Source organism: Caulobacter sp. GW821-FHT12F03 (assembly GCF_058806855.1).
Genome location: NZ_JBXAQC010000002.1, coordinates 296,686 through 321,405, shown reverse-complemented (window position 1 = coordinate 321,405; position 24,720 = coordinate 296,686). Strand labels below are relative to the sequence as shown.

General features: G+C 69.6%; 25 protein-coding genes. 13 read left to right on the top strand and 12 right to left on the bottom strand.

The window, feature by feature from the left end:
* Nucleotides 1-229 precede the first annotated feature (229 nt).
* Together rho and AC1RN0_RS07010 are read left to right on the top strand one after the other, a co-directional pair.
* Nucleotides 230-1,645: a transcription termination factor Rho gene (gene rho / locus AC1RN0_RS07015; RefSeq protein ID WP_492786717.1), complete on the top strand. Its 1,416-nt coding sequence runs from the start codon at nt 230-232 to the stop codon at nt 1,643-1,645.
* A 78-nt stretch (nt 1,646-1,723) separates the two neighbouring features.
* Nucleotides 1,724-2,329, top strand: a complete 606-nt coding sequence (locus AC1RN0_RS07010; RefSeq protein WP_492786716.1) for a glutathione S-transferase family protein — start codon at nt 1,724-1,726, stop codon at nt 2,327-2,329.
* Here AC1RN0_RS07010 and AC1RN0_RS07005 read toward each other — a convergent pair.
* Both AC1RN0_RS07005 and AC1RN0_RS07000 read right to left on the bottom strand, forming a co-directional pair.
* Complete coding sequence (locus AC1RN0_RS07005) at nt 2,326-3,297, bottom strand: quinone oxidoreductase family protein (protein WP_492786715.1); 972 nt, start codon at nt 3,295-3,297, stop codon at nt 2,326-2,328. The genes AC1RN0_RS07010 and AC1RN0_RS07005 overlap by 4 nt on opposite strands.
* Nucleotides 3,297-3,995 (bottom strand): dienelactone hydrolase family protein, encoded by a 699-nt coding sequence (locus AC1RN0_RS07000; protein WP_492786714.1) that lies wholly within the window; start codon nt 3,993-3,995, stop codon nt 3,297-3,299. The genes AC1RN0_RS07005 and AC1RN0_RS07000 overlap by 1 nt, the downstream gene beginning before the upstream one ends.
* 95 nt (nt 3,996-4,090) lie before the next feature.
* On the opposite strand from AC1RN0_RS07000, the gene AC1RN0_RS06995 reads away from it, so the two are divergent.
* The 6 genes from AC1RN0_RS06995 (at nt 4,091) to AC1RN0_RS06970 (ending at nt 10,078) form a co-directional block, all read left to right on the top strand.
* Nucleotides 4,091-4,345: a DUF6489 family protein gene (locus AC1RN0_RS06995; protein ID WP_492786713.1), complete on the top strand. Its 255-nt coding sequence runs from the start codon at nt 4,091-4,093 to the stop codon at nt 4,343-4,345.
* Nucleotides 4,342-5,670, top strand: coding sequence for a tRNA uridine-5-carboxymethylaminomethyl(34) synthesis GTPase MnmE (gene mnmE / locus AC1RN0_RS06990; protein ID WP_492786712.1), 1,329 nt, complete (start codon nt 4,342-4,344; stop codon nt 5,668-5,670). The genes AC1RN0_RS06995 and mnmE overlap by 4 nt, the downstream gene beginning before the upstream one ends.
* A gap of 219 nt (nt 5,671-5,889) precedes the next feature.
* Entirely contained in the window at nt 5,890-7,746 is a 1,857-nt protein-coding gene (mnmG, locus tag AC1RN0_RS06985; RefSeq protein WP_492786711.1) for a tRNA uridine-5-carboxymethylaminomethyl(34) synthesis enzyme MnmG, read from the top strand.
* Nucleotides 7,721-8,374, top strand: a complete 654-nt coding sequence (gene rsmG / locus AC1RN0_RS06980) for a 16S rRNA (guanine(527)-N(7))-methyltransferase RsmG (protein WP_492786710.1) — start codon at nt 7,721-7,723, stop codon at nt 8,372-8,374. Before mnmG ends, rsmG begins: the two co-directional genes overlap by 26 nt.
* Before the next feature lie 13 nt (nt 8,375-8,387).
* On the top strand, nt 8,388-9,176 hold the full coding sequence (locus AC1RN0_RS06975) for a ParA family protein (protein ID WP_492787001.1): 789 nt from the start codon (nt 8,388-8,390) through the stop codon (nt 9,174-9,176).
* A 20-nt stretch (nt 9,177-9,196) separates the two neighbouring features.
* The gene (locus AC1RN0_RS06970) at nt 9,197-10,078 is read left to right on the top strand and encodes a ParB/RepB/Spo0J family partition protein (protein WP_492786709.1); all 882 of its coding nucleotides are present in this window, start codon (nt 9,197-9,199) and stop codon (nt 10,076-10,078) included.
* A 184-nt stretch (nt 10,079-10,262) separates the two neighbouring features.
* Here AC1RN0_RS06970 and AC1RN0_RS06965 read toward each other — a convergent pair whose 3' ends face one another.
* From AC1RN0_RS06965 to AC1RN0_RS06940, 6 genes are read right to left on the bottom strand one after another with little or no spacing between them, the layout of a single operon-like run.
* Nucleotides 10,263-11,192 carry an MBL fold metallo-hydrolase gene (locus AC1RN0_RS06965; RefSeq protein ID WP_492786708.1) on the bottom strand — a complete coding sequence of 310 codons (930 nt, stop codon included), beginning with the start codon at nt 11,190-11,192 and terminating at the stop codon, nt 10,263-10,265.
* A 51-nt stretch (nt 11,193-11,243) separates the two neighbouring features.
* Nucleotides 11,244-11,945, bottom strand: a complete 702-nt coding sequence (locus AC1RN0_RS06960) for a TetR/AcrR family transcriptional regulator (RefSeq protein WP_492786707.1) — start codon at nt 11,943-11,945, stop codon at nt 11,244-11,246.
* 37 nt (nt 11,946-11,982) lie between these two features.
* Nucleotides 11,983-13,032 (bottom strand): DNA polymerase III subunit delta, encoded by a 1,050-nt coding sequence (holA, locus tag AC1RN0_RS06955; protein ID WP_492786706.1) that lies wholly within the window; start codon nt 13,030-13,032, stop codon nt 11,983-11,985.
* A 7-nt stretch (nt 13,033-13,039) separates the two neighbouring features.
* Nucleotides 13,040-13,537: an LPS assembly lipoprotein LptE gene (gene lptE, locus AC1RN0_RS06950; protein WP_492786705.1), complete on the bottom strand. Its 498-nt coding sequence runs from the start codon at nt 13,535-13,537 to the stop codon at nt 13,040-13,042.
* A 3-nt stretch (nt 13,538-13,540) separates the two neighbouring features.
* Nucleotides 13,541-16,114 carry a leucine--tRNA ligase gene (leuS, locus tag AC1RN0_RS06945; RefSeq protein ID WP_492786704.1) on the bottom strand — a complete coding sequence of 858 codons (2,574 nt, stop codon included), beginning with the start codon at nt 16,112-16,114 and terminating at the stop codon, nt 13,541-13,543.
* Between the two features lie 26 nt (nt 16,115-16,140).
* Entirely contained in the window at nt 16,141-16,656 is a 516-nt protein-coding gene (locus AC1RN0_RS06940; protein WP_492786703.1) for a DUF3576 domain-containing protein, read from the bottom strand.
* A gap of 283 nt (nt 16,657-16,939) precedes the next feature.
* Here AC1RN0_RS06940 and AC1RN0_RS06935 point away from each other — a divergent pair, with 283 nt between their 5' ends.
* Nucleotides 16,940-17,350: an NtrZ family periplasmic regulatory protein gene (locus tag AC1RN0_RS06935; RefSeq protein WP_492786702.1), complete on the top strand. Its 411-nt coding sequence runs from the start codon at nt 16,940-16,942 to the stop codon at nt 17,348-17,350.
* Here AC1RN0_RS06935 and AC1RN0_RS06930 read toward each other — a convergent pair.
* Complete coding sequence (locus tag AC1RN0_RS06930; protein ID WP_492786701.1) at nt 17,340-17,975, bottom strand: thiamine phosphate synthase; 636 nt, start codon at nt 17,973-17,975, stop codon at nt 17,340-17,342. The two genes, AC1RN0_RS06935 and AC1RN0_RS06930, sit on opposite strands and share 11 nt — an antisense overlap.
* On the opposite strand from AC1RN0_RS06930, the gene AC1RN0_RS06925 reads away from it, so the two are divergent.
* The 4 genes from AC1RN0_RS06925 (at nt 17,963) to AC1RN0_RS06910 (ending at nt 20,286) form a co-directional block, all read left to right on the top strand.
* On the top strand, nt 17,963-18,631 hold the full coding sequence (locus tag AC1RN0_RS06925; protein ID WP_492786700.1) for a YggS family pyridoxal phosphate-dependent enzyme: 669 nt from the start codon (nt 17,963-17,965) through the stop codon (nt 18,629-18,631). The genes AC1RN0_RS06930 and AC1RN0_RS06925 overlap by 13 nt on opposite strands.
* Nucleotides 18,632-18,722: 91 nt before the next feature.
* Nucleotides 18,723-19,409, top strand: a complete 687-nt coding sequence (locus AC1RN0_RS06920) for a response regulator transcription factor (RefSeq protein ID WP_492787000.1) — start codon at nt 18,723-18,725, stop codon at nt 19,407-19,409.
* Nucleotides 19,410-19,486: 77 nt separating this feature from the next.
* On the top strand, nt 19,487-19,891 hold the full coding sequence (locus AC1RN0_RS06915) for a DUF7662 domain-containing protein (protein ID WP_492786699.1): 405 nt from the start codon (nt 19,487-19,489) through the stop codon (nt 19,889-19,891).
* Nucleotides 19,888-20,286: a type II toxin-antitoxin system VapC family toxin gene (locus AC1RN0_RS06910; RefSeq protein ID WP_492786698.1), complete on the top strand. Its 399-nt coding sequence runs from the start codon at nt 19,888-19,890 to the stop codon at nt 20,284-20,286. The genes AC1RN0_RS06915 and AC1RN0_RS06910 overlap by 4 nt, the downstream gene beginning before the upstream one ends.
* Here the strand turns inward: AC1RN0_RS06910 and AC1RN0_RS06905 are convergent, their stop codons facing one another.
* From AC1RN0_RS06905 to AC1RN0_RS06895, 3 genes are all read right to left on the bottom strand, one after another.
* Entirely contained in the window at nt 20,287-21,093 is an 807-nt protein-coding gene (locus tag AC1RN0_RS06905) for an exodeoxyribonuclease III (RefSeq protein ID WP_492786697.1), read from the bottom strand.
* A gap of 231 nt (nt 21,094-21,324) precedes the next feature.
* Nucleotides 21,325-21,942, bottom strand: a complete 618-nt coding sequence (locus tag AC1RN0_RS06900; protein WP_492786696.1) for a LolA family protein — start codon at nt 21,940-21,942, stop codon at nt 21,325-21,327.
* Between the two features lie 45 nt (nt 21,943-21,987).
* Nucleotides 21,988-24,393 carry an FtsK/SpoIIIE family DNA translocase gene (locus AC1RN0_RS06895; RefSeq protein WP_492786695.1) on the bottom strand — a complete coding sequence of 802 codons (2,406 nt, stop codon included), beginning with the start codon at nt 24,391-24,393 and terminating at the stop codon, nt 21,988-21,990.
* Between the last annotated feature and the right edge of the window lie 327 nt (nt 24,394-24,720).

Below are 24,720 nucleotides of genomic sequence, written 5' to 3'. Positions count from 1 at the left end.
GGCGGGGTTGTGGTTCCCCTCACGGCAGATGTCGGGCGCTTCGTCCGGCGTTCCCGCCTCTCGCCGGATCCCGCGCCCGCCTTTCGGAGCGCCCCTGGACACCGGCCCCCCAGAATGAACACCCCGCGCCCTGACAGGCGCAGACCATCGCCGCCCAGGGTCTTTGAGGACCCAGACGGCTCCAGTTTCGAAAGACGGACCCCCGCGTCCGCACGCCCAGAGTCTATCCATGTCTGAAGACACCTCCGAACCCCAGGACGCCGAAGTCGACACCACCGTCGAGGTCGCAACCGCCGCCGAGGTCGCCGAAGCGGCCGCCGAAGCCGCGGAGGCCGAGAACGAAGGCTCCGAGATCGCCGCCGCGGTGGCCGAGCTCGGCCTGACCCGCATGTCGCTGCAGGAGCTGAAGGAGAAATCCCCGGCCGACCTGCTGGCCCTGGCCGAGAAGCTCGAGGTCGAGAACGCCAACTCCATGCGCAAGCAGGACATGATGTTCGCGATCCTCAAGACTGTCGCCGAGGAAGGCGTCGAGATTTCGGGATCGGGCACCATGGAGGTCCTGCCCGACGGCTTCGGCTTCCTGCGCAGCCCGGAAGCCAACTATCTGCCCGGCCCGGACGACATCTACGTCAGCCCCTCGCAGATCCGGAAATTCGGCATCCGCACCGGCGACAGCGTCGTCGGCGCCATCCGCGCCCCGCGTGAGGGCGAGCGCTACTTCGCCCTGACGACCGTCGAGCAGATCAACTTCGAGACACCCGAGAACGTCCGCCACAAGGTCCATTTCGACAACCTGACGCCGCTGTATCCCGAAGAGCGGCTGACGATGGAAATCGAGGACCCGACGCTGAAGGACCGGTCCGGCCGGATCATCGACATCGTCGCCCCGCTCGGCAAAGGCCAGCGCTGCCTGATCGTCGCCCCGCCGCGGGTCGGCAAGACGGTGATGCTGCAGAACATCGCCAAGTCGATCGCCGCCAATCACCCCGAATGCTACCTGATCGTGCTGCTCATCGATGAGCGGCCCGAAGAAGTCACCGACATGCAGCGCACGGTGAAGGGCGAGGTCATCTCCTCGACCTTCGACGAGCCGGCGACCCGCCACGTGGCTGTGGCCGAGATGGTCATCGAAAAGGCCAAGCGCCTGGTCGAGCACAAGCGCGACGTGATCATCCTGCTGGACTCGGTCACCCGTCTGGGCCGCGCCTACAACACCGTCGTGCCGTCGAGCGGCAAGGTGCTGACCGGCGGTGTCGACGCCAACGCCCTGCAACGTCCCAAGCGCTTCTTCGGCGCCGCGCGCAACGTGGAAGAAGGCGGCTCGCTGACCATCATCGCCACCGCCCTGATCGACACCGGCTCGCGGATGGACGAAGTCATCTTCGAAGAGTTCAAGGGCACCGGTAACTCGGAAATCATTCTCGACCGCAAGGTCGCCGACAAGCGCATCTTCCCGGCCATCGACATCCTCAAGTCGGGCACCCGCAAGGAAGAGCTCATCACCCCGAAGGACCAGCTGCAGAAGACCTACGTCCTGCGCCGGATCCTCAACCCGATGGGCGCCCAGGACGCGATCGAGTTCCTCATGGACAAGCTGCGCCAGTCGAAGAACAACGCCGACTTCTTCCAGTCGATGAACACCTGACGACATTGACCGCGCCCCTTCCCCCTCAAGGGGAAAGGGGCGTAGCGTCGCTCCCGAAGACAGACAGGGAGAGGTCTCATGGTGAAGGTCTATTTCGCGCCGTTCGCGCGGTCGCTGCGCATCCTCTGGACGCTCGAGGAACTGAACGCGCCCTATGAGCCGGTCCGGGTGCAGTTCCCGCCGCGTCTGGCGCAGCCCGACTATCTGCACATCAATCCGCTGGGCCAGATCCCGACCCTGATCGACGGCGAGGTGAAGCTGTTCGAGTCCGTCGGCGCCTGCGAGTACGTCAACGAGACCAACGGCGGCGACCTGGCCATCGCGCCGGGCCAGCCCGGCCGCGCCGACTATCTGCAGTGGCTGTGGTACGGCGAGGCGACGCTGATGCCGCCGCTGGGAGCGATGGTCCGCCAGAGCTTTGGCCCGGAAGAAGGTCGCAACGCCGCCGCCCTGGCCGAGGCCAAGGCGAGCCTTCTTGAACGTCTGGGACTCGTCGAGGCGCGGCTTGAAGGCCGCCAGTACCTGGCGGGCGACCGCTTCACCCTGGCCGACATCTCCGTGGCCTACTGCCTGAACCTCGGCGGCATGCTGCGGCTGGCCGACGACTATGGTCCCAACGTCGCCGCCTATTTCGAGCGGATGAAGGCCCGGCCGGCGTTCCAGGCCGCCGCCGCCCAGGCCTAGGGCAGCAGCAGGGTCGAGCCGGTCGTCTCGCGGCCTTCGAGCGCTTCATGCGCCTGGCGGGCCTGGCTCAGCGGGAAGGTCTGGCCGACGCCGATCTTCACCGCGCCCGAGTTGATCACCTCGAACAGGGCGTCGGCGCTTTCGTCCAGCTCCTCGGTGGTGACGACATAGTCGAACAGGGTCGGGCGGGTGAGGAACAGAGAGCCGCCGCGCGACAGGCGCAGGGGCTCGACCGCCGGCGCCGGGCCCGAGGCGTTGCCGTAGCTGACCAGCATGCCCCTGCGGCCGAGGCTGGACAGGCTGCCCTCAAAGGTCGCCGCCCCGACCCCGTCGTAGACCACGCGTACGCCCTGCCCGCCCGTGAGGGTGCGGACCCGGGCGGCCACGTCCTCGTCCCGATAGAGAATGGTCTCGTCGGCGCCGTGGGCGCGGGCCAGGGCCGCCTTCTCCGGCGAGCCGGCCGTGCCGATGACCGTGGCGCCTAGCGCCTTGGCCCACTGGGTCAGGATCGCGCCGACGCCGCCGGCGGCGGCGTGGATAAGGATCGTCTCACCCTGTTTCACCGTGTAGCAGCGGCGCAGCAGGAACTCGGCGGTCATGCCCTTGAGCATGGCCGCGGCGGCCGCGCGGCTGTCGATGCCGGCGGGGACCTTCACGGCCCGACCGGCGGGGACGACATGGTATTCCGCGTAACCGCCCAGCGGGCCGTTGCCATAGGCGGCCCGGTCGCCCGGGACGAACCGGGTGACCCCCTCGCCCACCGCCTCGACGACCCCCGCGCCTTCCAGGCCGAGCACCGCCGGAAACTTCACGGGATAAAGGCCGGTGCGCTGGTAGGTGTCGATGAAGTTGAGGCCGACGGCCTCCTGGCGGATGAGGATTTCGCCCGGGCCCGGCGTCGGGATCGGCAGGTCGACGACCTCGAGCACCTCGGGGCCGCCGGCGCGGGTCGCCTGGATCGCCAGCATCAGCCGAGGTTCGCTTTGAAGAAGGCCAGGGTGCGGTCGTTGGCCTTGCCGGCGTCGGCCGCGTCGTAGTGCTCGCCGCCGTGGCGGGCGAAGGCGTGGTCCCGGCCCGGATAGTCGTGGATGGTGATCAGCGGATTGCCGTCGAGCGCCGCGTGGATCGCCGCCTGGGCTTCCTTGGGCACGAAGCCGTCCTCGCCGGCGATGTGCATCAGCAGCGGCTTGCTGATCTTCGCGGCCTCGCCGGTCAGGGCGTCGATGCCCACGCCGTAGTAGGAGACGCAGGCGTCCGCGTCGGTCCGGGCGGCGGTCAGATAGGCCATCTTGCCGCCCAGGCAGTAGCCGACCGCGCCGACCTTGCCGGTGCAGCCAGGATCCTTGCGGATGGCGTCGATCGTCGCGGCGATGTCGGCCACGCCCTTCTCGGCGTCGAACAGGCCGAACAGTTCAAAGGCGCGGTCCCATTCGGCCTTGGTCTTGTCGGTGATGTCGATGCCCGGCTCGATGCGCCAGAACAGGTCCGGACAGATCGCGAGGTAACCCTGCGAGGCCAGCCAGTCGGTGGTCTCGCGCATCACCGCGTTGACGCCGAAGATTTCCTGGATCACGACCACGGCGGGGGCCTTTTCCGCCGAGGGCCGGGCCACATAGGCTGAAAACTCGCCGTCCGGCGTCTTGATGGTGAGGCGTTCTCCGCTCATCGTCGTAGTCTCCCGTCTGTAGCGTCGGCAGATACCGCGCCGGACCCGCGTTGGCCCATAGATAAAACCGTGGGCGACGTCATCAAGGAAGACCCATGAAGGTCACGATCAATATCGAATGCGAACCGGTGGAAGCCCGCACCTTCCTCGGCCTGCCCGACGTCAGCGTGCTCAACGACCACATGGTCAACGAGATGAAGAAGCGCATGGACACCAACATGGCCGCCCTTGCGCCCGAGGAACTGATGAAGAGCTGGATGAGCTTCGGCACCGGCGCGACCGAACAGTTCCGCAAGCTGATGACCGCGGCGACCACCGGCGCGACGTTCGGGACCAAGCCGCCGGAATGACGGACACCATCTTCGCCCTGGCCACCGCGCCGGGGCGCGCGGCGCTGGCGGTGGTGAGGCTGTCGGGCCCCGGCGCCGGGGCGGCGCTGACCGCTCTGGCCGGCAAGCCGCCCGCGCCGCGCCGCGCCTCGCTGCGAAAGCTGCGGGACGCCGCCGGCGGCCTGATCGACGAGGCCCTGGTGCTGTGGCTCCCGGGGCCGGCCAGCTACACCGGCGAGGACAGCGCCGAGCTTCATCTGCATGGCGGCCAGGCGGTCGTCGAGGCGGTGGTCGACGCGCTCGCGGCGGCGGGCTTGCGGCTGGCCGAGCCGGGTGAGTTCACGCGTCGCGCCTTCCAGAACGGGCGGCTCGACCTGGCCCAGGCCGAGGCGGTGGCCGATCTGATCGACGCCGAGACCACCGCCCAGGCGCGCCAGGCGCTCGACCAGCTCGGGGGCGGCCTGAGCCGGCGCTACGACGCCTGGCGCGAACTGCTGATCGAGTCGCTGGCGGTGCTGGAGGCGGCGGTCGACTTTCCCGATGAGGACCTGCCCGAGGATGTGGCGGCCCGCGCCCGGCCGCATCTGCGGATCCTGCTCGGGGAGCTGGAGGCGGCGCTGGCCGATGTCGATCGCGGCCGCCGCGTGCGGGAGGGTTTCCGCATCGCCCTGATCGGCGCGCCGAACGCCGGAAAGAGCAGCCTGCTCAACGCGCTGGCCGGGCGCGACGCGGCCATCGTCACCGCGACCCCGGGCACGACGCGCGATGTCATCGAGGTTCCGCTGGTGCTGGCCGGCTACAAGGTGCTGCTGGCCGACACGGCCGGAGTGCGGGAGACGGCCGAGGTCATCGAGGCCGAGGGCGTGCGGCGGGCCCGGGCCTGGGCCGCGGGCGCCGACCTGCGGCTGTGGGTGGTGGACCAGTCGGCGTCGGGCGGCGACTGGCGGGAGGCCGCCGGTCTGGCGCGGGCCGGGGACCTGCTGCTGCTGAACAAGGCTGATCTGGCGCGGGGCGAGGATGGGCGCTCGGCGTCGGATACGGACCTGGAGGTTCTGTCCCTGTCGGTCCTGTCGGCCGCAGACATGGCGGCGCTGCGGACCTGGCTGGAGGCGCGCGTGGTCGGGGCGCTCTCCGGCGCGGAGTTTCCGGCGGCCACGCGGCTGCGCCACGCCGAGAGCCTGACCGAAGCGGCTGAACGGGTCCGCCGCGCGCTCGCCCAGCCGGAGCCGGAACTGGCGGCCGAGGATGTACGCCTGGCGGCCCGCGCCCTCGAGCGGGTTTCGGGCCGGGTTGATCCGGAAGCGGTGCTCGATCGGGTGTTTTCGAGCTTCTGTATCGGCAAGTAGGTGTTTCACGTGAAACATCGGGGTTGGGTGCGTCCTTCGAGACGCTCGCCTAGGCTCGCTCCTCAGGATGACGGAGAGCGGCGAGTCATGGTGAGGAGCGGACCATCAGGTCCGCGTCTCGAACCACGCAGGGGGACTCCCGAAACCGCTCCTGATCGGCTATATCCGGACTCCATCGCCCCCGCCCGTCGGGGGCGTTCGCCTTTGAGACCGCTTGAAATGACCCGCGCGTGGGATGTGATCGTGATTGGCGGCGGCCATGCCGGCTGCGAGGCCGCGGCGGCGTCGGCCCGCTTCGGCGCGCGCACCCTGCTGCTGACGCACAAGCTCGAAACCATCGGCGAAATGAGCTGCAACCCGGCCATCGGCGGCCTGGGCAAGGGTCATCTGGTCCGGGAAATCGACGCGCTGGACGGGCTGATGGGGCGGATGGCCGACAAGGCCGGCATCCAGTTCCGCATGCTCAACCGCTCCAAGGGCCCCGCCGTGCGTGGCCCGCGGGCGCAGATCGACCGCAAGCTCTATCGCGAGGCCATGCAGGCCGAACTGGCCGGGCAGGCCAACCTCGACATCATCGCCGATGCCGTCGAGGATCTGATCGTCGAGGACGGCGTCCTGACCGGCGTGGTCGGTGGCGCGGGCGAGATTTACAGCGCGCCAAAGGTGGTGCTGACCACCGGCACTTTCCTCAAGGGTGTCATTCACCTCGGTGAAAAGCGCATTCCCGCCGGCCGGGTCGGCGACGCGCCGGCCATTGGACTGGCCGATCGCCTCTACAGCCTCGGTCTCGACATGGGCCGGCTGAAGACCGGCACCCCGGCGCGGCTGGTTGGGTCGACCATCGCCTGGGACCGACTGGAGATGCAGGCGGCCGACAAGACGCCGATCCCCTTCTCCTTCCTCAACCGCGAGATCACCGTGCCGCAGATCGAGTGCGGCATCACCTGGACCAACGCGGCCACCCACCAGATCATCGCCGACCGGCTGACGGAGTCGGCGGTCTACGGCGGCCGCGCGACCGGACGCGGCCCGCGATACTGTCCGTCGATCGAGGACAAGGTTGTCCGCTTCGCCGACAAGACCAGCCACCAGATCTTCCTGGAGCCCGAGGGGCTCGACGACGACACGGTCTATCCGAACGGTGTCTCCACTTCGGTGTCGGAAGAGACCCAGATGCTGTTCCTGCGCACCATCGTCGGCCTGGAGGCCGTCGAGGTCCGGCGGTTCGGCTACGCCATCGAATACGACTACGTCGATCCGCGCGAGCTGTTCCCGACCCTGGAGGTCAAGCGCCTCCCTGGCCTGTACCTCGCCGGCCAGATCAACGGCACGACCGGCTATGAAGAGGCGGGGGCCCAGGGTCTGGTCGCCGGGCTCAACGCCGCCCGGGCCGCCTCGGGCGCCGAGCCGGCGACCTTCGCGCGGGACGAGGCCTATATCGGCGTGCTGATCGACGACCTGGTGACGCGGGGCGTCACCGAGCCCTATCGCATGTTCACCAGCCGGGCCGAGTTCCGCCTGACGCTGCGGGCCGACAACGCCGACCAGCGGCTCACCGCCCGCGGCATCGATCTCGGCTGCGTGAGTCCGGAGCGGGCCGCGGTGTTTCACGTGAAACAACGGGCGCTCGACGAGGCCCGCGCCCTCGCCCGCTCGCTGACGATGACGCCCGCCGCCGCTGAAAAGGCGGGGCTGGCGGTCAAGGCCGACGGCCAGCGCCGGAACGTGCTGCAGCTGATCGCCTATCCGGAGATCGATCTCGTCCGCCTCGCGGTGATCTGGCCCGAGCTGGCCGCCTGGACCCCTGAAGTCCGCGAGCAGATTGAGATCGACGCGGCCTACGCCGGCTATCTCGACCGGCAGCAGGCCGACGTTGACGCCTTCCGCCGCGACGAGGCCCTGCGCCTGCCGGCCGACCTCGACTACGGCGCGGTCGGCGGCCTCTCCAACGAGATCCGCGACAAGCTCACCGCCGTGCGGCCGCTGACCCTCGGCCAGGCCGCCCGTATCGAAGGGGTCACCCCTGGCGCTCTCACCGCCCTGCTCGCCCATGTCCGACGCCCCCGCGCCGCCTGAGGCGGTCATCGCGGTGCAGGACGCCGCCCAGTTCCAGGCCCTGACCGGCGCCAGCGACGCCCAGATGGCCGATCTCGAACGCTTTCGCGCGATGCTGGAAGCCGGCAACGCGGTGATGAACCTGGTCGGTCCGGCCACCCTGCCCGACTTCTGGAACCGCCACGCCTGGGACAGCGCGCAGCTGCTGCGCCTGGCCCCGGAAGCGAAGATTTGGGCCGATCTGGGCGCGGGCGCCGGCTTTCCCGGCCTGGTGCTCGCCATCCTGCTCAAGGGCGCGCCGGGCGCGAAGGTCCATCTCGTGGAAAGCATGGCCAAGCGCTGCCGCTTTCTTGATCAGGTCGCCCGGGAACTCGACCTGCCCGTCGAGATTCACAACGCACGTGCGGAAGACCTGTCACTGACTGTGGATATCGTCACCGCCCGGGCTTGTGCGCCGATGGTCAGACTGCTCGGGTATGCCCAGCCCTACTTCAAGCGCAGGGCCCGCGGATTGTTCCTCAAGGGGCAGGATGTGGTAACGGAATTGAACGAGGCCTCGACGTCCTGGACGATCAAGGCGCGGCTGATCCCCAGCCTCAGCGACGCCCGGGGACAGATTGTCGATGTGGAGTCCCTGGCCCGTGCCTGACAGCAAGAAGCCCATGCGCGTCCTGGCGATCGCCAACCAGAAGGGCGGCGTAGGCAAGACCACGACGGCCATCAACCTCGGCACGGCCCTCGCGGCTGTCGGCGAGCGGGTGCTGCTGATCGACGCCGATCCGCAGGGCAACGCCTCGACGGGCCTCGGCGTGCCGCGCCAGCAGCGCCGCGTGACCCTCTATGACGTCATGATGGGCGACACCCCGATCACCGAGGCGGCCATCCAGACCGCCCTGCCCGGCCTCGACCTGATCGCCTCGGACGCCGATCTTTCCGGGGTGGAACTGGAACTGGGCCAGATGCCGCGCCGGTCGTACCGGCTGCGTGACGCCATGGAGCGGCTGCGCATCGCCGGAACCTACAGCTATGTGCTGATCGACTGCCCGCCGTCGCTGAACCTGCTGACCGTCAACGCCATGACCGCGTCGGACGCCGTCTTCGTGCCGCTGCAGTGCGAGTTCTTCGCCCTCGAAGGCCTGACGCAGCTGATGCGCACGGTCGACCTGGTGCGCGGCAGCCTGAACCCGTCGCTGGAGATCCAGGGCGTGGTTCTGACCATGTACGATCGGCGCAACAGCCTGTCGGAACAGGTCGCGCGCGACGTCCGCACCCATTTCGGCGACAAGGTCTACGAGACGGTCATCCCCCGCAACGTAAGGGTCTCCGAGGCGCCGTCGTTCGGCAAGCCCGTGCTGATCTACGATCTCAAGTGCGCCGGCTCGCAGGCCTATCTGAAACTGGCCCGCGAGGTTGTCGGGCGTGAACGCCAGCGGCGTCTGGCCGCCGCATGAGTAACGGAGTGAACGTGTCCATGGCCGAAGGTCGCAGGGGTCTGGGTCGGGGTCTGTCCGCCCTGCTGGGCGAGTCCGATGCGGAAAATCCCGCCGCCGCCGAGGCCGCCGCCGGCGCGCGCGAGATCCCGATCGAGCTGATCCACCGCAATCCGGACCAGCCGCGCCGCCGATTCGGCGAGGCCGAGATCGCGGAACTGGCCGACTCGATCCGCGAGAAGGGCGTGCTGCAGCCCGTGCTCGTCCGACCCGCGCCGAACCTGCCCGGGGAATACCAGCTGGTCGCCGGCGAGCGGCGGTGGCGCGCCTCGCAACAGGCCGGACTGAAGGCCATACCGGCGCTGGTCCGCGACCTCGACGACCAGCAGGTCCTCGAGATCGCCATCATCGAGAACGTCCAGCGCGCCGACCTCGGGCCAATCGAGGAGTCGCTCAGCTACCGCGCTCTGATGGACCGGTTCGGCCGGACCCAGGAAGAGGTGGCCCAGGTCGTCGGCAAGAGCCGGCCGCACGTCGCCAACGCGCTGCGTCTGCTGTCCCTGCCGGCCGAGGTCCAGGGCCTGCTGGCCGACGGCAAGCTGACGGCCGGTCATGCCCGGGCGCTGATCGGCTCGCTCAATCCGCTGGCCTTCGCCGAAGAGGTCATCGCCCGCGGCCTGAACGTGCGCGACACCGAAGCGCTGGTGAAGCGTGGCGCGCCCGAGAAGAAGTCCGCCTCGCCCGGCGCGGCCGGCAAGCTGTCGCGTGACCATGACACCCTCGCCCTGGAGAGCGACCTGTCGGAAGTACTCGGGCTCGGCGTCGAGATCCGCGACCGCGGCGGCGTCGGCGAACTGCGCATCCGATATGCGACGCTGGAGCAGCTCGACGACCTCTGCCGCAAGCTGACGCGCGGCGCGTGAGCCGCGCGGAGCCGTAGCCGAGTGCGTCGCGAGCGGCTTATTTCGCCACAGAGGCAATTTTCCGGGGCGCGATTTTAACCCATTGAAAGTATTGGATTAATTTCGCGTCGTTTTTCACCGTTCGGACGTTGCGGCGGGTGTTGCGGCCTGCCGCCGGATGGCCCGCCGCGACGTCGACAGATGGTCAACCGCCCGCGGGCGCCGCTGGCAATTTGGGCAGCGTCGCCCACACCCGGCTGTCGTGAGCCGGGACGATGATCAGTCCGGGCATGGCGGCCTTGATCTGGTGCAGACGAATCAGCATCGCCCGGGTCGCGGCCCGGTCGGCATCGACCCGTCGGACGATCCATGGCTTCTCGGCGGGCAGGTCGACCCCTTCCCGCTGCCAGGCGGTGTCGCCGATCAGCGCATAATGCTTCCCGTCCGGGGTGGCGATAAAGGCGACGATCGAGCCGGGCGTGTGGCCGGGCGCCGGGACCAGCACCACGCTGCCGTCGCCGAACACGTCGCGGCTGTGGGCGAAGCCGAGATAGGGGCCGTCCGGGAAGTCGTAGGCGACATAGGACCCGGTCCCCAGCTGCCGGGCCAGGGCGGTCGAGGCGTCGCCGCTCCGGACAAAGGCCAGTTCGTCGCGCGTAACCCAGACCGGCGTTCCGGGCAGGGTCTCCAGCCCGCTGACATGGTCCCAGTGGGTGTGGGTGAGGACCACCGCGGTCAGGCTGGACGGCGCGATGCCGCCGGCCCTCAGCTGATCGGCCACCGAGGTCTGGCGGTCGTACTTCGTCGTCGCGCGCAGAAGCCAGGGCGAGGTCATGCGGTGAGCCGCGACGCTCGGGCCGAAGCCCGCGTCGAACAGCAAGGTTCCTTTCGGGTGCTGGACGAGTATGCCGCCGGCGGAAAACACGCGCGGATCACCGAGGCGCCCGCCCTTGAAGGCAAAGGCGGCGCGGGAATACATCCGGCCCGTCTGAAGCGCGTAGAGGCGCATGCCGGCGGGCGGTTGCTGCGCCGGAACGGTCAGGGTCGCGTCCACCGGCGCCGTCAGGGGGGCGGCGGAACAGCTGGTCAGGCCGAGACCCAGGGTCAGGGCGAGCGATAGAAGAGCAGTGCGCATGGCGGACTCCGATATCGGATTAGACTATACTGTCTAATCCAATATCCCGCGTCAACCACCCTCGGCGTGAGCCGTTCCAGGGCCACGCCGGCCATAGCGACAGAGGAAGGTCGCCACCGCTTCCGCGACGATGGCGTCGGCGTCGGGCGCATCGGCCTGAGCCGCGCCGACCGCCATGATCCGCGGCCAGAGACTGAACTCGTTGATCAGGGCGAGAAACTGCCGCGCCGCGACGTCGGGCCGGGGGCAGTCCAGGACCCCTTGCTGGTGCATGGCGCCCAGGATTTCAGCCAGGGTTTCAAGTGTCATGGCCTGACCGAAGCGATGAAACTCCTCCCCGATCCATGGCCGGGTCCGGGATTCGACGATGACCAGACGCGTGAAGGCGACCTGGTCGGCGTCATCGATGAATCGCAGGAACGCGCGGGCAATGCCGACCAGCTTGGCGGCGGGATCCGGAAAGCGCACGTCGCGGATGGTCGCCCGGACCTGGTCGGACCAGGTCATGACCCCGGCCCAGTGTCGCCGCACCATGGCGCGGAACAGCGCTTCCTTGCCGCCGAAGCGATTGTAGACAGTCTGACGCGATACCCCAGCGGCCTCGGCGACCTGGTCGAGGTTCACGCCGTCGTAGCCGGCGCCGAGGAACAGGATCCGGGCGGCCGCCAGAATGGCGTCCTCGGATCGCTGGGCGTCCGCCCGGGCGCGTGCGGCCCGGCCGCCGCCGGGGCGGGTGGTGTCGGTGGAGTCCATGACTGGACTATAGCGTAAAGTCCAGGCTGGTGCAGCCCTAGAGCCCAAGCCGACGGGCGCGGCCGGCGATGGTCAGCGCGAGGCGTTCCGCCAGCAGGTGATCGGGCGAGCCCGCGGTCTTGCAGGCCAGGTCGGCGGCCAGCACCTCGGGGTGCAGCGACAGCAGATGCTCGAGCGACCAGGCGCGGGCCTGACGCAGGAACTCGCGCTCGTTCTTCCAGAACACGCCCGACGACTTGGCCGCCTCGGCGAGCGTGGCGCCGTTCTGGGCGAGGGTCAGCACGCGGCGCAGCTTGGCCAGGTGCATGCCCATCGCCCGGACGGCGGCGGGACCGCCCTCCCCCTCGGCCGCCGCGCGGCGCAGGCCGGCCTGGGCCGCGCCCAGCTTGCCGCCGAAGGCGTCCGAGGCGGCGTCGGCCAGCGAGGCTTCCGGCTCGACCCCGAGGAAGGCCTCCAGGTCGGCCGCTGTGGCGATGCGACCGCTGCCCGGGCCCAGCCACAGGGCCAGGCGTTCGATTTCCTGACGTGAAACACCGCGCTCGCGCGGCATGCGGGCGACGAAGATCTCCAGCGCCCCGGCGTCGAGCCCGACCTTGTCGGCCGCCAGCGATTCCCGCACCAGCCGCGCCACATCGCCGGGCTCGTCCTCGTAGCAGGGGATGGTGGCGCAGGCCGCGGCCTTCTCGGCGGCCTTGCGCAGAGGCGAAGACCGGTCGATCGCTCCGGCCTCGATGAGGAAGAAGGCGTCGGGATTGAACCTGCCCTCGGCATGGGCGGCCAGGGCTTCGGCGACGGTCCGGTCGGGACCGATCTTCTCGGTCGAAAAGCGCACCCGCACCAGCCGGCGGCCGCCCATCATCGAGATGGCGCTCAGTTCGTCCGCCAGCCGGCCCTCGCCGACCTCGTCCTCGGTCAGGACCGCGACATCGAACGGATCGTCGGGATTGGCCGTGACGGCCTTGGCCAGACGGTCGGCCCGCTCGCGCACGCCGCCCCGGTCGCGGCCGTAGATCACGGCCGCGCGGAAAACCTTGTCAGGGGCCTTGAGAAAGCGTTCGACGTCCGGCCGTTTCGACAGAATGGCCACGGAGAGACTACTTTCCGCCGCCGCGGGCCATCCAGCTGGCCAGCTGCAGCTGGATCTTGCGCGCCAGTTCCGAGGCCGCCCGGCTCTGGGCGTCTTGGTTGGCGACGATGCCGGCATAGGGCTGGTCGGCGCGGTCGAAGGTCGCCTCGGTCTGGGTCGCGCCTTCCAGCGCCACCGCCCCAGTGGCCACGCTGACCAGCTTCCACTCGGCGACCAGCACCAGCTCGTAGCGGCTGGCGGTCGAGTCGACGCGGCGGCCGCGCGGGGTGCGGGTTTCCTTCAGGTCGATGGTCAGGCGGTAGACGGGCGGCGTCGCGATGTCGCGGGCCAGGGCGTCGTCGAGCGCCTGGCGCAGCAGAAAGCCGGTGCGGCCCTCCGGCGCAACGCTCTCGATGCCGGACAGGCCGGACGAGACGCCCGGCGCGGCATAGAGGGGCGTGAACCCGCAGGCGGCGAGCGCCGGGGTCATCAGCAGCAGGGCGAGGGCGACGAAACGGGCCTGCATGGACTAGCCCACCACGATGTTGACGATACGGCCCGGCACGACGATCACCTTTCGCAAGGTCAGACCGGCAAGGTGGACCGAGACGGCCTCGTCCGCCAGAGCCTTCTCGCGGACTTCGGTCTCCGTGGCGTCCGGCGCGACGCGGATTTCGCCGCGACGCTTGCCGTTGACCTGGACCGGCAGCAGCAGCTCGGCGTCGGCGGCCATGGCCGGATCGAAGTCCGGCCAGGACGCGTCGACGACCATGCCCTCGCCGCCCATCCGGGCCCAGCATTCCTCGGCCAGATGCGGCGTGAACGGCGAGATCAACCGCGCCAGAACCGACAGGGCCTCGGCCCGGGCCGCGGCGACACTGCCGTCGGCGGCGGAGAAGGTCTTGAGAATGTTCAGGAATTCATACAGGCGGGCGATACCGCTGTTGAACTTGAACTGCTCGACGGATTCCGTGATCGCCTTGATGATCTTGTGCGTGGCCCGGCGCAGCTCCTCGGAGCGGACGGGATCTTCCGGCGCCGGGACCACCTCGACCTGGCTGTCGAACTCGGCCCAGACGCGCTGCACGAAGCGGCCGGCGCCCTCGACGCCGCCCGTGGTCCACTGCACGTCGCGCTCCGGCGGACTGTCGGACATGACGAACAGGCGCGCGGCGTCGACGCCGTACTGCTCGAAGATCTCCTCGGGCGCGACAACGTTCTTCTTCGACTTCGACATCTTCTCGATGTCGCCGATGACCAGCGGCTCGCCCGTGGCGGTGACTTTCGCGCGGCGCGTATTGCCCTCGGTCTCGAAGGTGATCTGCGTCGGCTCGACCCAGTCGCCGGCGGCCGTCTTGTAGGTTTCGTGGGTCACCATGCCCTGGGTGAACAGGCCGGCGAACGGTTCGGCGACCGACACCATGCCCTCGTCCTTCAGGGCGCGGGTGATGAACCGGGCGTACAGCAGGTGCAGCACCGCATGCTCGACGCCGCCGATGTACTGGTCGACAGGCAGCCAGCGGTCGGCGGCGGCCTTGTCGATCGGGTCGGCGGAGGTCGGGTTGGCGAAGCGCGCGAAGTACCAGCTGGAGTCCACGAAGGTGTCCAGGGTGTCGGTTTCGCGCTCGGCATCGCCGCCGCAGGTCGGGCAGGTTGTGAACCGCCAGGTCGGGTGCCGCAGCAGCGGGTTGCCCGGCAGGTCGAAGGTGACGTCGTCGGGCAGCACCACCGGCAGCTGGCCGGCCGGGGTCGGCACGACGCCACACCTGGCGCAGTGGATCACCGGGATCGGACAGCCCCAGTAGCGCTGGCGCGAGACGCCCCAGTCGCGAAGGCGATAGACCGTCGCGCCCTTGCCCTTGCCCATCTCCTCGATCTTCGCGACCGCCGCGGCCTTGGCCGGCTCGATCGCCAGCCCGTCGAGGAAGTCCGAATTGAAGATCTTGCCGGGGCCCGTATAGGCCTCCGAGCCGATCATGAAGGTCGCCGGGTGAGCGTCCGCCGGCAGCACCACCGGCAGCACCGGCAGGGCGTACTTGCGCGCGAAATCGAGGTCGCGCTGATCATGGGCGGGGCAGCCGAAGATGGCGCCCGTGCCGTAGTCCATCAGGATGAAGTTGGCGATCCAGACCGGCAGGGTTTTGCCCGCGTCGAACGGGTGGGCGACGCGCAGGCCGGTGTCGTAGCCCAGTTTCTCTGCGCCCTCGATCTCCGCTTCGGACGTCCCGCCCCGGCGGCACTCGGCCACGAAGGCGGCGATTTCGGGACTGGCGGCGCCCAGTTGCTCGGCCAGCGGATGGTCCGGCGCGATGCCGACAAAGGCCGCTCCGAACAGGGTGTCGGGGCGGGTGGTGTAGACTTCCAGGCCGTTTTCAAAACCGGCCGGCGCGGCGCCGGCGAAGTCGAACGAGAAGCGCAGACCGGTCGAGCGACCGATCCAGTTTTCCTGCATGGTCCGGACCTTGTCCGGCCAGCGGTCCAGTGTCGCCAGGCCCTCGATCAGGTCATCGGCGTAGTCGGTGATCCGCAGGAACCACTGGGTCAGCTTCTTCTTCTCGACCACCGCGCCGGAGCGCCAGCCGCGGCCGTCGATGACCTGTTCGTTGGCCAGCACGGTCATGTCGACCGGGTCCCAGTTGACCGTCGCTTCCTTGCGATAGACCAGGCCGCGCTCGAGCAGCTTCAGGAACCAGGCCTGCTGCTGGCCGTAGTATTCCGGGTCACAGGTGGCGAATTCGCGGCTCCAGTCGATCGACAGGCCGAGCGCCTTGAGTTGCTCCCGCATCGCCGCGATGTTGTCGTAGGTCCAGCCCTTGGGGTGGACGCCGCGCTCCATGGCGGCGTTCTCCGCCGGCATGCCGAAGGCGTCCCAGCCCATCGGGTGCAGCACCGCATGACCCCGGGCCCGGCGATAGCGCGCCACGACGTCGCCCATGGCGTAGTTGCGCACATGGCCCATGTGGACGCGCCCCGACGGGTAGGGGAACATCTCCAGCACATAATACTTGGGGCGCGGGTCGTCGTTCTCCGTCCGGAAAACGTCCGCGTTCGCCCAGGCGGCGCGCCACTTGGGCTCTATGTCCTTCGGATTGTAACGGGCCATGCGGCGGAGTGATTGCTGTCCGGAATTCAGCGGGAGACGTTGGCCAGATGCAGCTGGCGCGCCCGGGTCAGGATGGCGTTCTCGATGTCCGTCTCGGTCTGGGCCGCGGTCGGCGCGTCGGTCCAGCCGCCGGCGCCGTCACTGACCTGCTTGAAGACGGTGACGTTCAGGCCGTCGGCCCGAAGTCGCGTGTCGAGAATGTAGACGGTCGCCTTGAAGCGTTCGTCGGGCTTTTCCGGATTCACGTACCAGTCGGTGATGACCACGCCGCCGTAAGGGTCGGCCGAGGCCAGCGGCATGAAGGACAGCGTGTCCAGCGTGGCGCGCCACAGGTAGCCGTTCACGCCCAGTTGCGCCTGCCCGGCGTCGCCCCGGGGGGCCGGCCGGCCGAGACCCGGGAGATGGAAGCCTTGGCCGCCTTCTTCCTGCGTCTGGAAGGTGCGGGCGCCGCCCGTCGAGCCACAGGCGCTGACGCCCACGAGACCCAGAGCCAGCACTCCGACAGAGGCGACCCGCATCCACGACCTGCGCGCAAACGCCATATTCTCTCGCTCCACTCGTTCCGTCCGTCGCTTTCCTTGTGAAAGCGTACCGGCGTTCACCCCGTGCCCATCAAGTGCGTCTACAACATGGCCTCGCCGCCGCCAAACAGGAATCGCGTGTCTCTCGCGCCACAGGCGAGGCGGGAATCGCCGGAGTCCGTCCCGGACTCGTCCGACGATCGTTGACCCTGCCGCCCGAGGGCCTTTAATCGCGGTCAAGGTCCTCCCATCTTCAATGTCGAAGAATGGTTTGGACGGACGGCTGGGGGAGCCGGAAGGCGGAATGGCGAAGATCTGGAGCATCGCAGCGGTCGCGGCGCTGGCCCTCACGGGGTCGGCGACGATGGCGCTCGCGCAGAGCGCTCCGGTCAAGCCGCGGGCGCCCAGCGCGGCCGACGCCTTTGTCGTTCGCGGCGATTTCAATCCGAGGGACCAGTTCGCGTCCCAGAGCGCTCGCCGCACGCTCGTGTGGGACGCCAAGAAGGGCCGCTGGGGCCTGATGCTCGACATCAACCCGCGCTCCGGCGTCGACGCCCAGGCGCGCGATGTCGAGGCCGGCGCCTTCTTCCGCGTGACGCCGCAACTGCGGGTCGGCGGCGCCGTCGGCGTGGGACCCCAACTGGCGCCCGTGCGCAAGCCGGGCGACAATGAAGAGGCGCCGCGCGTGCGCCTCGAGACCGCCTTCAAGTTCTGACGGCCTCCACAAGACCTTCCACCATCGCCAGACCCTGCGCGCCCGAGCCTGACAGCCCGTGCGCCGTGACCGCGTTGACGCCGCCCAGGGCGTAGACCGGCAACGGCGCGGCCTCGATCAGCGCCAGGAAGGCCTCCACGCCCAGCGCGGGCCCCGCCGTGGGGCTGGAGCTGGGAAACACGGCCGAGACCAGCGCGGCGTGGCATCCGGCCGCCGCGGCGCGCCGTGCGGCCTCGAGGCTGTGGGCCGCCGCACTCACGATCCAGCCCGGATGGCGCATCCTGGGTCCCGGCGCGGCGTCGATCAACCGCTCGGGCAGGTGCAGGCCGTCCGCGTCGCAGGACAGGGCCAGGGCCTCGTCGGCGCCGACGAGCAGCAGCAGGCCGCGATCGGCCGTCAGGCGCCGCAACAGACGCGCCATGGGCTGCGCATCCGGGCTCCCGAAGGCCCGGTAGATCACGCCACAGCCCGCCGGGAGACGAGCGATGACGGCGGCCGGATCTGGCGTCCGCGCCGGATCGGTGACGAACAGCAGCCGGGGCAGGGGCTTTTCGCCGGCGAAGCGGGGTCGTAAGGACGCGGCGACGTCCATCAGCGTCCGGAGATCGTCGTTTGCCGCTGTCATCGGATATCGCCGCCGCCCGCCTGTCGGTGCTGGATCGCATCGCCGCCGCGGCCCGGGAGGCGGGCCGCGATCCGGCCGATGTGACTCTGGTCGCGGTCTCCAAGCAACAGCCCGATGAGCGGATCGACGCCATGCTGGCGACCGGACAACGTGTGTTCGGCGAAAACCGCGTCCAGGAGGCCCGGGAACGCTGGGCCGGCCGCCGCGCCGGCGTCGAGCTGCGCCTGATCGGACCGTTGCAGACCAACAAGGTGCGCGAGGCCGTGGCCCTGTTCGACGTCATCGAGACGATCGACCGGGACAGGCTGGCCCGGGCCGTGGCGGCCGAGATCGTGCGCGTCGGGCGGGCGCCCCGGCTCTATGTCCAGGTCAATATCGGCGAGGAGCCGCAGAAGGCCGGCGTCGCGCCGGGCGAGGCCGACGCCTTCATCGCCCTGTGCCGCGAACTCGGCCTGACGATCGAGGGGCTGATGTGCATTCCGCCCGACGGCGAGCCTCCGGCGCCCTGGTTCGACCAGCTGGCCGCCATCGCCGCGCGCAACGGCCTGTCCCGGCTGTCCATGGGCATGAGCGCCGACTACGAGACCGCTGTAGAACGGGGCGCGACCAGTGTGCGCGTGGGATCGGCGCTGTTTGGCGGCAGAACGCCCCGCTGAGGGTCGCGCGAGCGACCCGGACTCCCTATCTGTGGCTTGAAATGCCCTACGGCGGTTGGCCTCAGGGGCCAAACCGGTGCATGGTCTCCTCATGGTGCAACGCAAGACTCTCCTGATCGTCGATGATGACGCCGACCTGCGCGGCGCGTTGGCCGAACAGCTGCAGCTCCACGAGGAATTCGCCGTGGTCCAGGCCGAGACGGCCGGCGAGGGCGCGCGCCTCGGGAAGGAGGCCCGGCCCGACCTGATCCTGCTCGACGTGGACCTGCCCGACATGGACGGCCGCGAGGCCTGCCGGCTGATGCGCAAGGGCGGGGTGACCAGCCCGATCATCATGCTGACGGCCGCCGCCAGCGACGCCGACACCATCCTGGGGCTCGATTCCGGGGCCAACGGCTATCTGACCAAGCCCTTCCGCTTCGGGGTGCTGCTGGCCCACATCCGCAGCCAGCTGCGCAGCCACGAGGCGTCCGAGGACGCGGTGTTCCGCATCGGTCCCTACGAATTCCGCCCGGCGTCCAAGCTGCTGGTCGACGACAAGGGCAAGAAGGTCCGGCTGACCGAGAAAGAGACCAACATCCTCAAGTACCTCTACCGCTCGGGGTCCAAGGCGGTGTCGCGCGAGGAGCTGCTGACCGAGGTTTGGGGCTACAACGCCGGCGTCACCACCCACACGCTGGAAACCCACGTCTACCGGCTGCGGCAGAAGATCGAGCCCGACCCCGCCAACGCCCGTCTGCTGCTGACCGAGGCCGGGGGCTACAGGCTGCAGCCTTGACTGGCCGATAGTTACTACCTGTTCCCAATTATAGGTACTATAGTAACTGCTCTCATCGGCGGGCGGGCGGCGACTGTATGGGCAAGTATGATCCCCTCGGGACCTACCTGGCGCGGTCGACAGAGGCGGAAGCGCCGATGACCTTCCGCCAGATCGAAGCCCTGATCGATGCTCCCCTCCCGCCGGCGGCGCGGCGGCACCGGGCCTGGTGGAGCAACAATCCCGACAACAGCGTCATCACACGGACCTGGCGCGCCGCCGGGTTTCGCGCCTTTCAGGTCGACATGGCCGGCGAGACCCTTACGTTTCGCCGAGATGAGGCTGCGGTCCCGCCCGCCCCGGCGCCGGCCCAATCCGCCACGGGCCCGCAGGCGGGCCTGATCGCACGGCTTCAGGCGAGGCTGGGGGGAACGGTCCGGATCCCGTACGGCGTCGACCTCACCGAGCCGACCGGCGAAGTCTGGGACGCGGAAATCCAGTGACCGCCATTCTGCTCGACACCTGCGCGGCCCTCTGGCTTGCCAACGGCAGTCCGCTGGCGGACGGGGCGCTGGAGGCCCTGGAAGGCTGTGACGGCATCTTCGTCAGCCCGGCCAGCGCCTGGGAGCTGGGCCAGCTGACGGCGCGGCGGCGCCTGTCCCTGTCGATGGACACCCTGTTGTGGTGGGACGCCCTTCTGGACGCGGGTGTTCAGCTGGCTGTGATGGACGCGGCGACCCTGATCGGCTCCTCGACGCTGCCCGGCGCCCAGATCCGCGACCCCGCTGACCGGATCATCGTCGCCACCGCCCGGGCTCGGGGATTTCGCATCATGACGCGCGACCGGCCGATCCTGACCTATGCCGCCGCCGGATACGTCCAGGCCATCGCCTGCTGATCAGATCTTGAAGTCGGCCGTGACCGGGGCGTGGTCGCTGGGCTTGTCCCAGCCGCGCACGTCGGCGTGGATGCGGGCCTGGACCCGGCCGGTGGCGAAGGCGGACTCGCGCAGGCCCGGCGTGACCAGGATGTGGTCCAGCAGCAGGCCGCGGTTGGACTGGCGGAAGTCGGCCGCGCGATAGCTCCACCAGCTGGCCAGTTTCTCCGGCTCGGGCGTCGCCTCGCGCACCAGGTTGGTGAAGCCCAGCGACGCTTCCAGCGCCCGGAAGGCCTCCACCTCCACCGGCGTGTGGCTGACGATCTTGGACATGTAGCGGTGGTTCCAGACGTCGAACTCGCCGGGGGCCACGTTGAGGTCGCCGGTGACCACCAGCGGCGCCTTCGGATCACGCTTCGCCAGCTCGGCGGTCAGCTTGCCGTAGAAGTCGAGCTTGTGGTCGAACTTCGGGTTCAGGGCCCGGTCGGGCGTGTCGCCGCCGGCCGGGATGTAGAAGTTGTGGATCTCGACGCCGGCCACCGTCGCCCCGACACAGCGGGCGTGGCCCTCGCGGCAGACGTCCAGCCGCGGGGCGTCCTCGATCGGCAGGCGCGAGGCGATGGCCACCCCGTGCCAGCCCTTCTGGCCGGCGATGCGGAAGTGGCTGAAGCCGAGCGCCTCGAACATGGCCGTGGGAAACTCGTGCGTCTGGCACTTGATCTCCTGCAGGCACAGGACATCCGGGGCGATCTCGTCGACCATCCGGCCGATGAGGTCGCCGCGGGGGCGGACCGAGTTGATATTCCAGGTGGCGAGACGCAGGCGCATCGGTCCCAGATAAGCCGTTTCGGCCAAAAGAAAACGCCCGGACGCGGGTGAGGCGTCCGGGCGTAAAAAGTTGTCTCTCATGCCGCGACCGGGAGGGGATAGGTTCCGGCACGGTATCTCAGGGGTGCGCGAGGTCGGACGCGCAATCCATGAGTGGCATTATCGCAACGTGAACCCAGAAACGTCAACCGTGATTCGCAACACAGGTTGCATGTTGCGAATGTGTCACAATCACGTCCGGCGTGACGGGGGCGCCGGGAACGGTGCGCGGAACAGGGCCGGGTCGAGATCGCCGGCGCGCACGAGGCTGGTCAGGCGCACCTGGGTCTCGGCGTTGCGGGCGTCGGTGATCTTCCAGCCGAGGAGCTGCATGGGGCTGTCGCCGAAGGTCAGGACGATCTGTCCGCGGGTCTTGCCGACCCGGTCCTGGGCCGTCAGCTCGAAGCCGTTGGCCAGCCGGGTCACGCGGGTGACCGTCACGCCGCGATCCAGGCGGATCTCGTCGGCGAGAAACAGCTTCAGCGGCGTCTGGCTGAGGAAGTAACGGTTGACCGTCTTCAGCCGCTTGTCGGCCACGGAGACGACCTTGCCGTCCGAGACCACCAGCAGGCTGGACGGCGCGTCATATTCGAAGCGGGCGCGGCCGGGACGCTGCATGTAGAGCAGGCCCTGGCTGACCGAGCCGCGCGGATCGGTCTGCACGAAGCGGCCGCGGGCCGTCGGCATGCCCTGCAGGTAGGCCACGGCCTTGTCGACCAGCGCCTGGTCGGCGGCGGGCAGGGCGAGGGCCGGGCCCGCCAGCATCAGGGCGGGGGCGGCGAACAGCAGGGCGCGGCGGGTGGTGTCCATGAAACTCGTCTAACAGCTCCCGGCGGCGAATCTAGGGCGCCCGGCCTAGGGTGGGGGCCCGACGAGGATTTCGCGCTTGCCGGCGTGGTTGGCGGGACCAACAACCCCCTCCTGCTCCATCCGTTCCATCAGCGAGGCGGCGCGGTTGTAGCCGATCTGCAGCCGGCGCTGGATGTAGCTGGTCGAGGCCTTGCCGTCGCGGGTGACCACGGCCACGGCCTTGTCGTAGAGGCCGCCGTCGCCGGCGCCGTTCTCGTCGCCGAAGGCGAGGCCGCCCTGGCCCTCGTCCGCCTCGTCGTCGGCGCCGGCGGTGACTTCGTCGAGGTACTGCGGGCTGCCCTGCTCGCGCAGGAACTTGGCCACCGCGGCGACCTCCTCGTCGGCCACGAACGGACCGTGCAGGCGCGTCAGCCGGCCGCCGGAGCCGCCGGCCATGTAGAGCATGTCGCCCTGGCCCAGCAGCTGCTCGGCGCCCTGTTCACCGAGGATCGTGCGGCTGTCGATGCGCGAGGTGACCTGGAAGCTGATGCGGGTCGGGAAGTTGGCCTTGATCGTGCCGGTGATGACGTCGACCGACGGGCGCTGGGTGGCCATGATCAGGTGGATGCCGGCGGCGCGGGCCATCTGGGCCAGCCGCTGCACCGCGCCCTCGATGTCCTTGCCGGCGACCATCATCAGATCGGCGACCTCGTCGATGACCACCACCAGGTAGGGCATGTGCTCGGGGCGGATCTTCTCGCTCTCGAAGATCGGCCGGCCGGCGTCGTCGAACCCGGTCTGGACCGTGCGCTCGAAGTGTTCGCCCTTGTCGATCGCCTCCTTGGCCCGCTCGTTGTAGGCCGCGATGCCGCGGACGCCGATCTTGGCCATGCGGCGATAACGGTCCTCCATCTCGCGCACCGTCCACTTCAGGGCGACGATGGCCTTCTTGGAGTCGGTCACCACCGGCGCCAGCAGGTGCGGGATGCCGTCGTAGACGCTGAGCTCGAGCATCTTCGGGTCGATCATGATGAACCGGCACTGGTCGGGCGAGAGCCGGTAGAGGATCGACAGGATCATGGCGTTGACCCCGACCGACTTGCCCGAGCCGGTGGTCCCGGCGATCAGCAGGTGGGGCATCTTGGCCAGGTCGGCGATGTAGGGCTCGCCGCCGATCGTCTCGCCCAGCGCCATGGGCAGGGTCTGGGACTGCTTCTCGTAGTCGGCGCTGGCCAGCAGGTCGCGCAGATAGACCGTCTCGCGCTTGGTGTTGGGCAGCTCCAGCGCGATGGCGTTGCGGCCCTGGACCACCGAGACGCGGCAGGCGGCCACGCCCATCGAGCGGGAGATGTCGTCGGCCAGGGCCACGACGCGGGCATGCTTCACGCCGGGCGCGGGCACCAGCTCGTACAGCGTCACCACCGGGCCGGGGCGGATCTGGTCGATATTGCCGCGCACGCCGAACTCGGCCAGCACGCTCTCCAGCAGGCGGGCGTTCTGGCGCAGGCCCTCCTCGTCGAAGTTGCCGGCGCGCGGCTTGGGCTTGGCGAGGATGGCCAGTTCCGGAAGCATGAAGCCGCCGGGCTGGACGAAGTCGAAGGTCTTCTGCTGCTCGCGCACCTCGCGGCCGCTGCTCCGGGGCACGGCCTTGGGCGGCTTGATCGCCGGCTCGCCGTCGGCCGACCGGGGCGCGGGGGCCTGGATCGGCGTGGGAGCCTCGACGGCCGGCCCGGCGTCCTCGGCGAAGGTCAGGGGCCTGGCCGCCCGTTCGGCGCGGCGGCGCACGGCGGGCGCCTTGGCCGGCGCGGGCATCGGGGCCGGGGCGGGGGCGCGTCGGGCGTGGTCCACGAGACGTTCCAGGGCCCCGCCGGCGGCGTCGGCCATGCTCTCGCGGCTGGCGCCCAGGGCGAGCGCCAGGCCCGTGGCGCCGAGCGCCAGCAGGATCAGGCCGGCGAACCAGCCGGCGGCCGGGATATGGGCGAAGGCCAGCAGGCCGGACAGGCCGCCGAGCAGGGTATCGCCCCAGAAGCCGCCGAGGCCTCCGGCCAGCGCCCAGCTCTTCGGCGGCGTCGGTCCCGACAGGGCGCCGGCGAGGGCGAACACCGCCGCCACGCCGATCGCCGCGCGGACCCGCATCGGGCCGCGGCCGGCGCCGGGCTCGGGCTCCATGACCCGGGTCAGGCCGAACACGATCATCAACAGGGCCAGGCCCCAGGCCGCCAGGCCGAGCGACTGCAGGCAGACGTCGGCGATCAGCGCGCCGGCCCCGCCGAGCAGGTTGGTCGCCGGAACGGCCGAGGCCGCGTTGAGGCTGGGGTCGGCCGAATTCCAGCTGGCGAAGGCTGCGATCAGCGCCGCGCCGAACGCCGCGACGACGCCCCCGCGCAGCCGCGTCGTCAGCGGACGCGCCCAGGCCCAGGCGAGGAGTTCCACCGCCATCTCCAGCCCCGATCGCCGCATCGCCCGCGCCATCCAAAATCCCCGATCCCGTGACCGCCCGTTGTCGCGCGGAGAGGGTTAAGGGGCGTTTACTTTGGCCACGACCTTTCCTCCCCGCATCGCGGGGAGGGGGACCATGCGGAGCATGGTGGAGGGGTGGTGCAGAGGCTGGACGTGTCTCGTGTGTCGACGGCGACACGTATTGGACCGGGGTTGGCGTTCGACGGTCAGGGCACGTCCGAAGACAGCTGGCGGCGTGACGGACCGGGCAGCCGGCATTACCCCTGCCGAACCCAGAGGGAAGGCTCGCGAAACCCTTGCCGGGAGGGGCTATTCCTGGGGTGGACTGACCTGTCACAG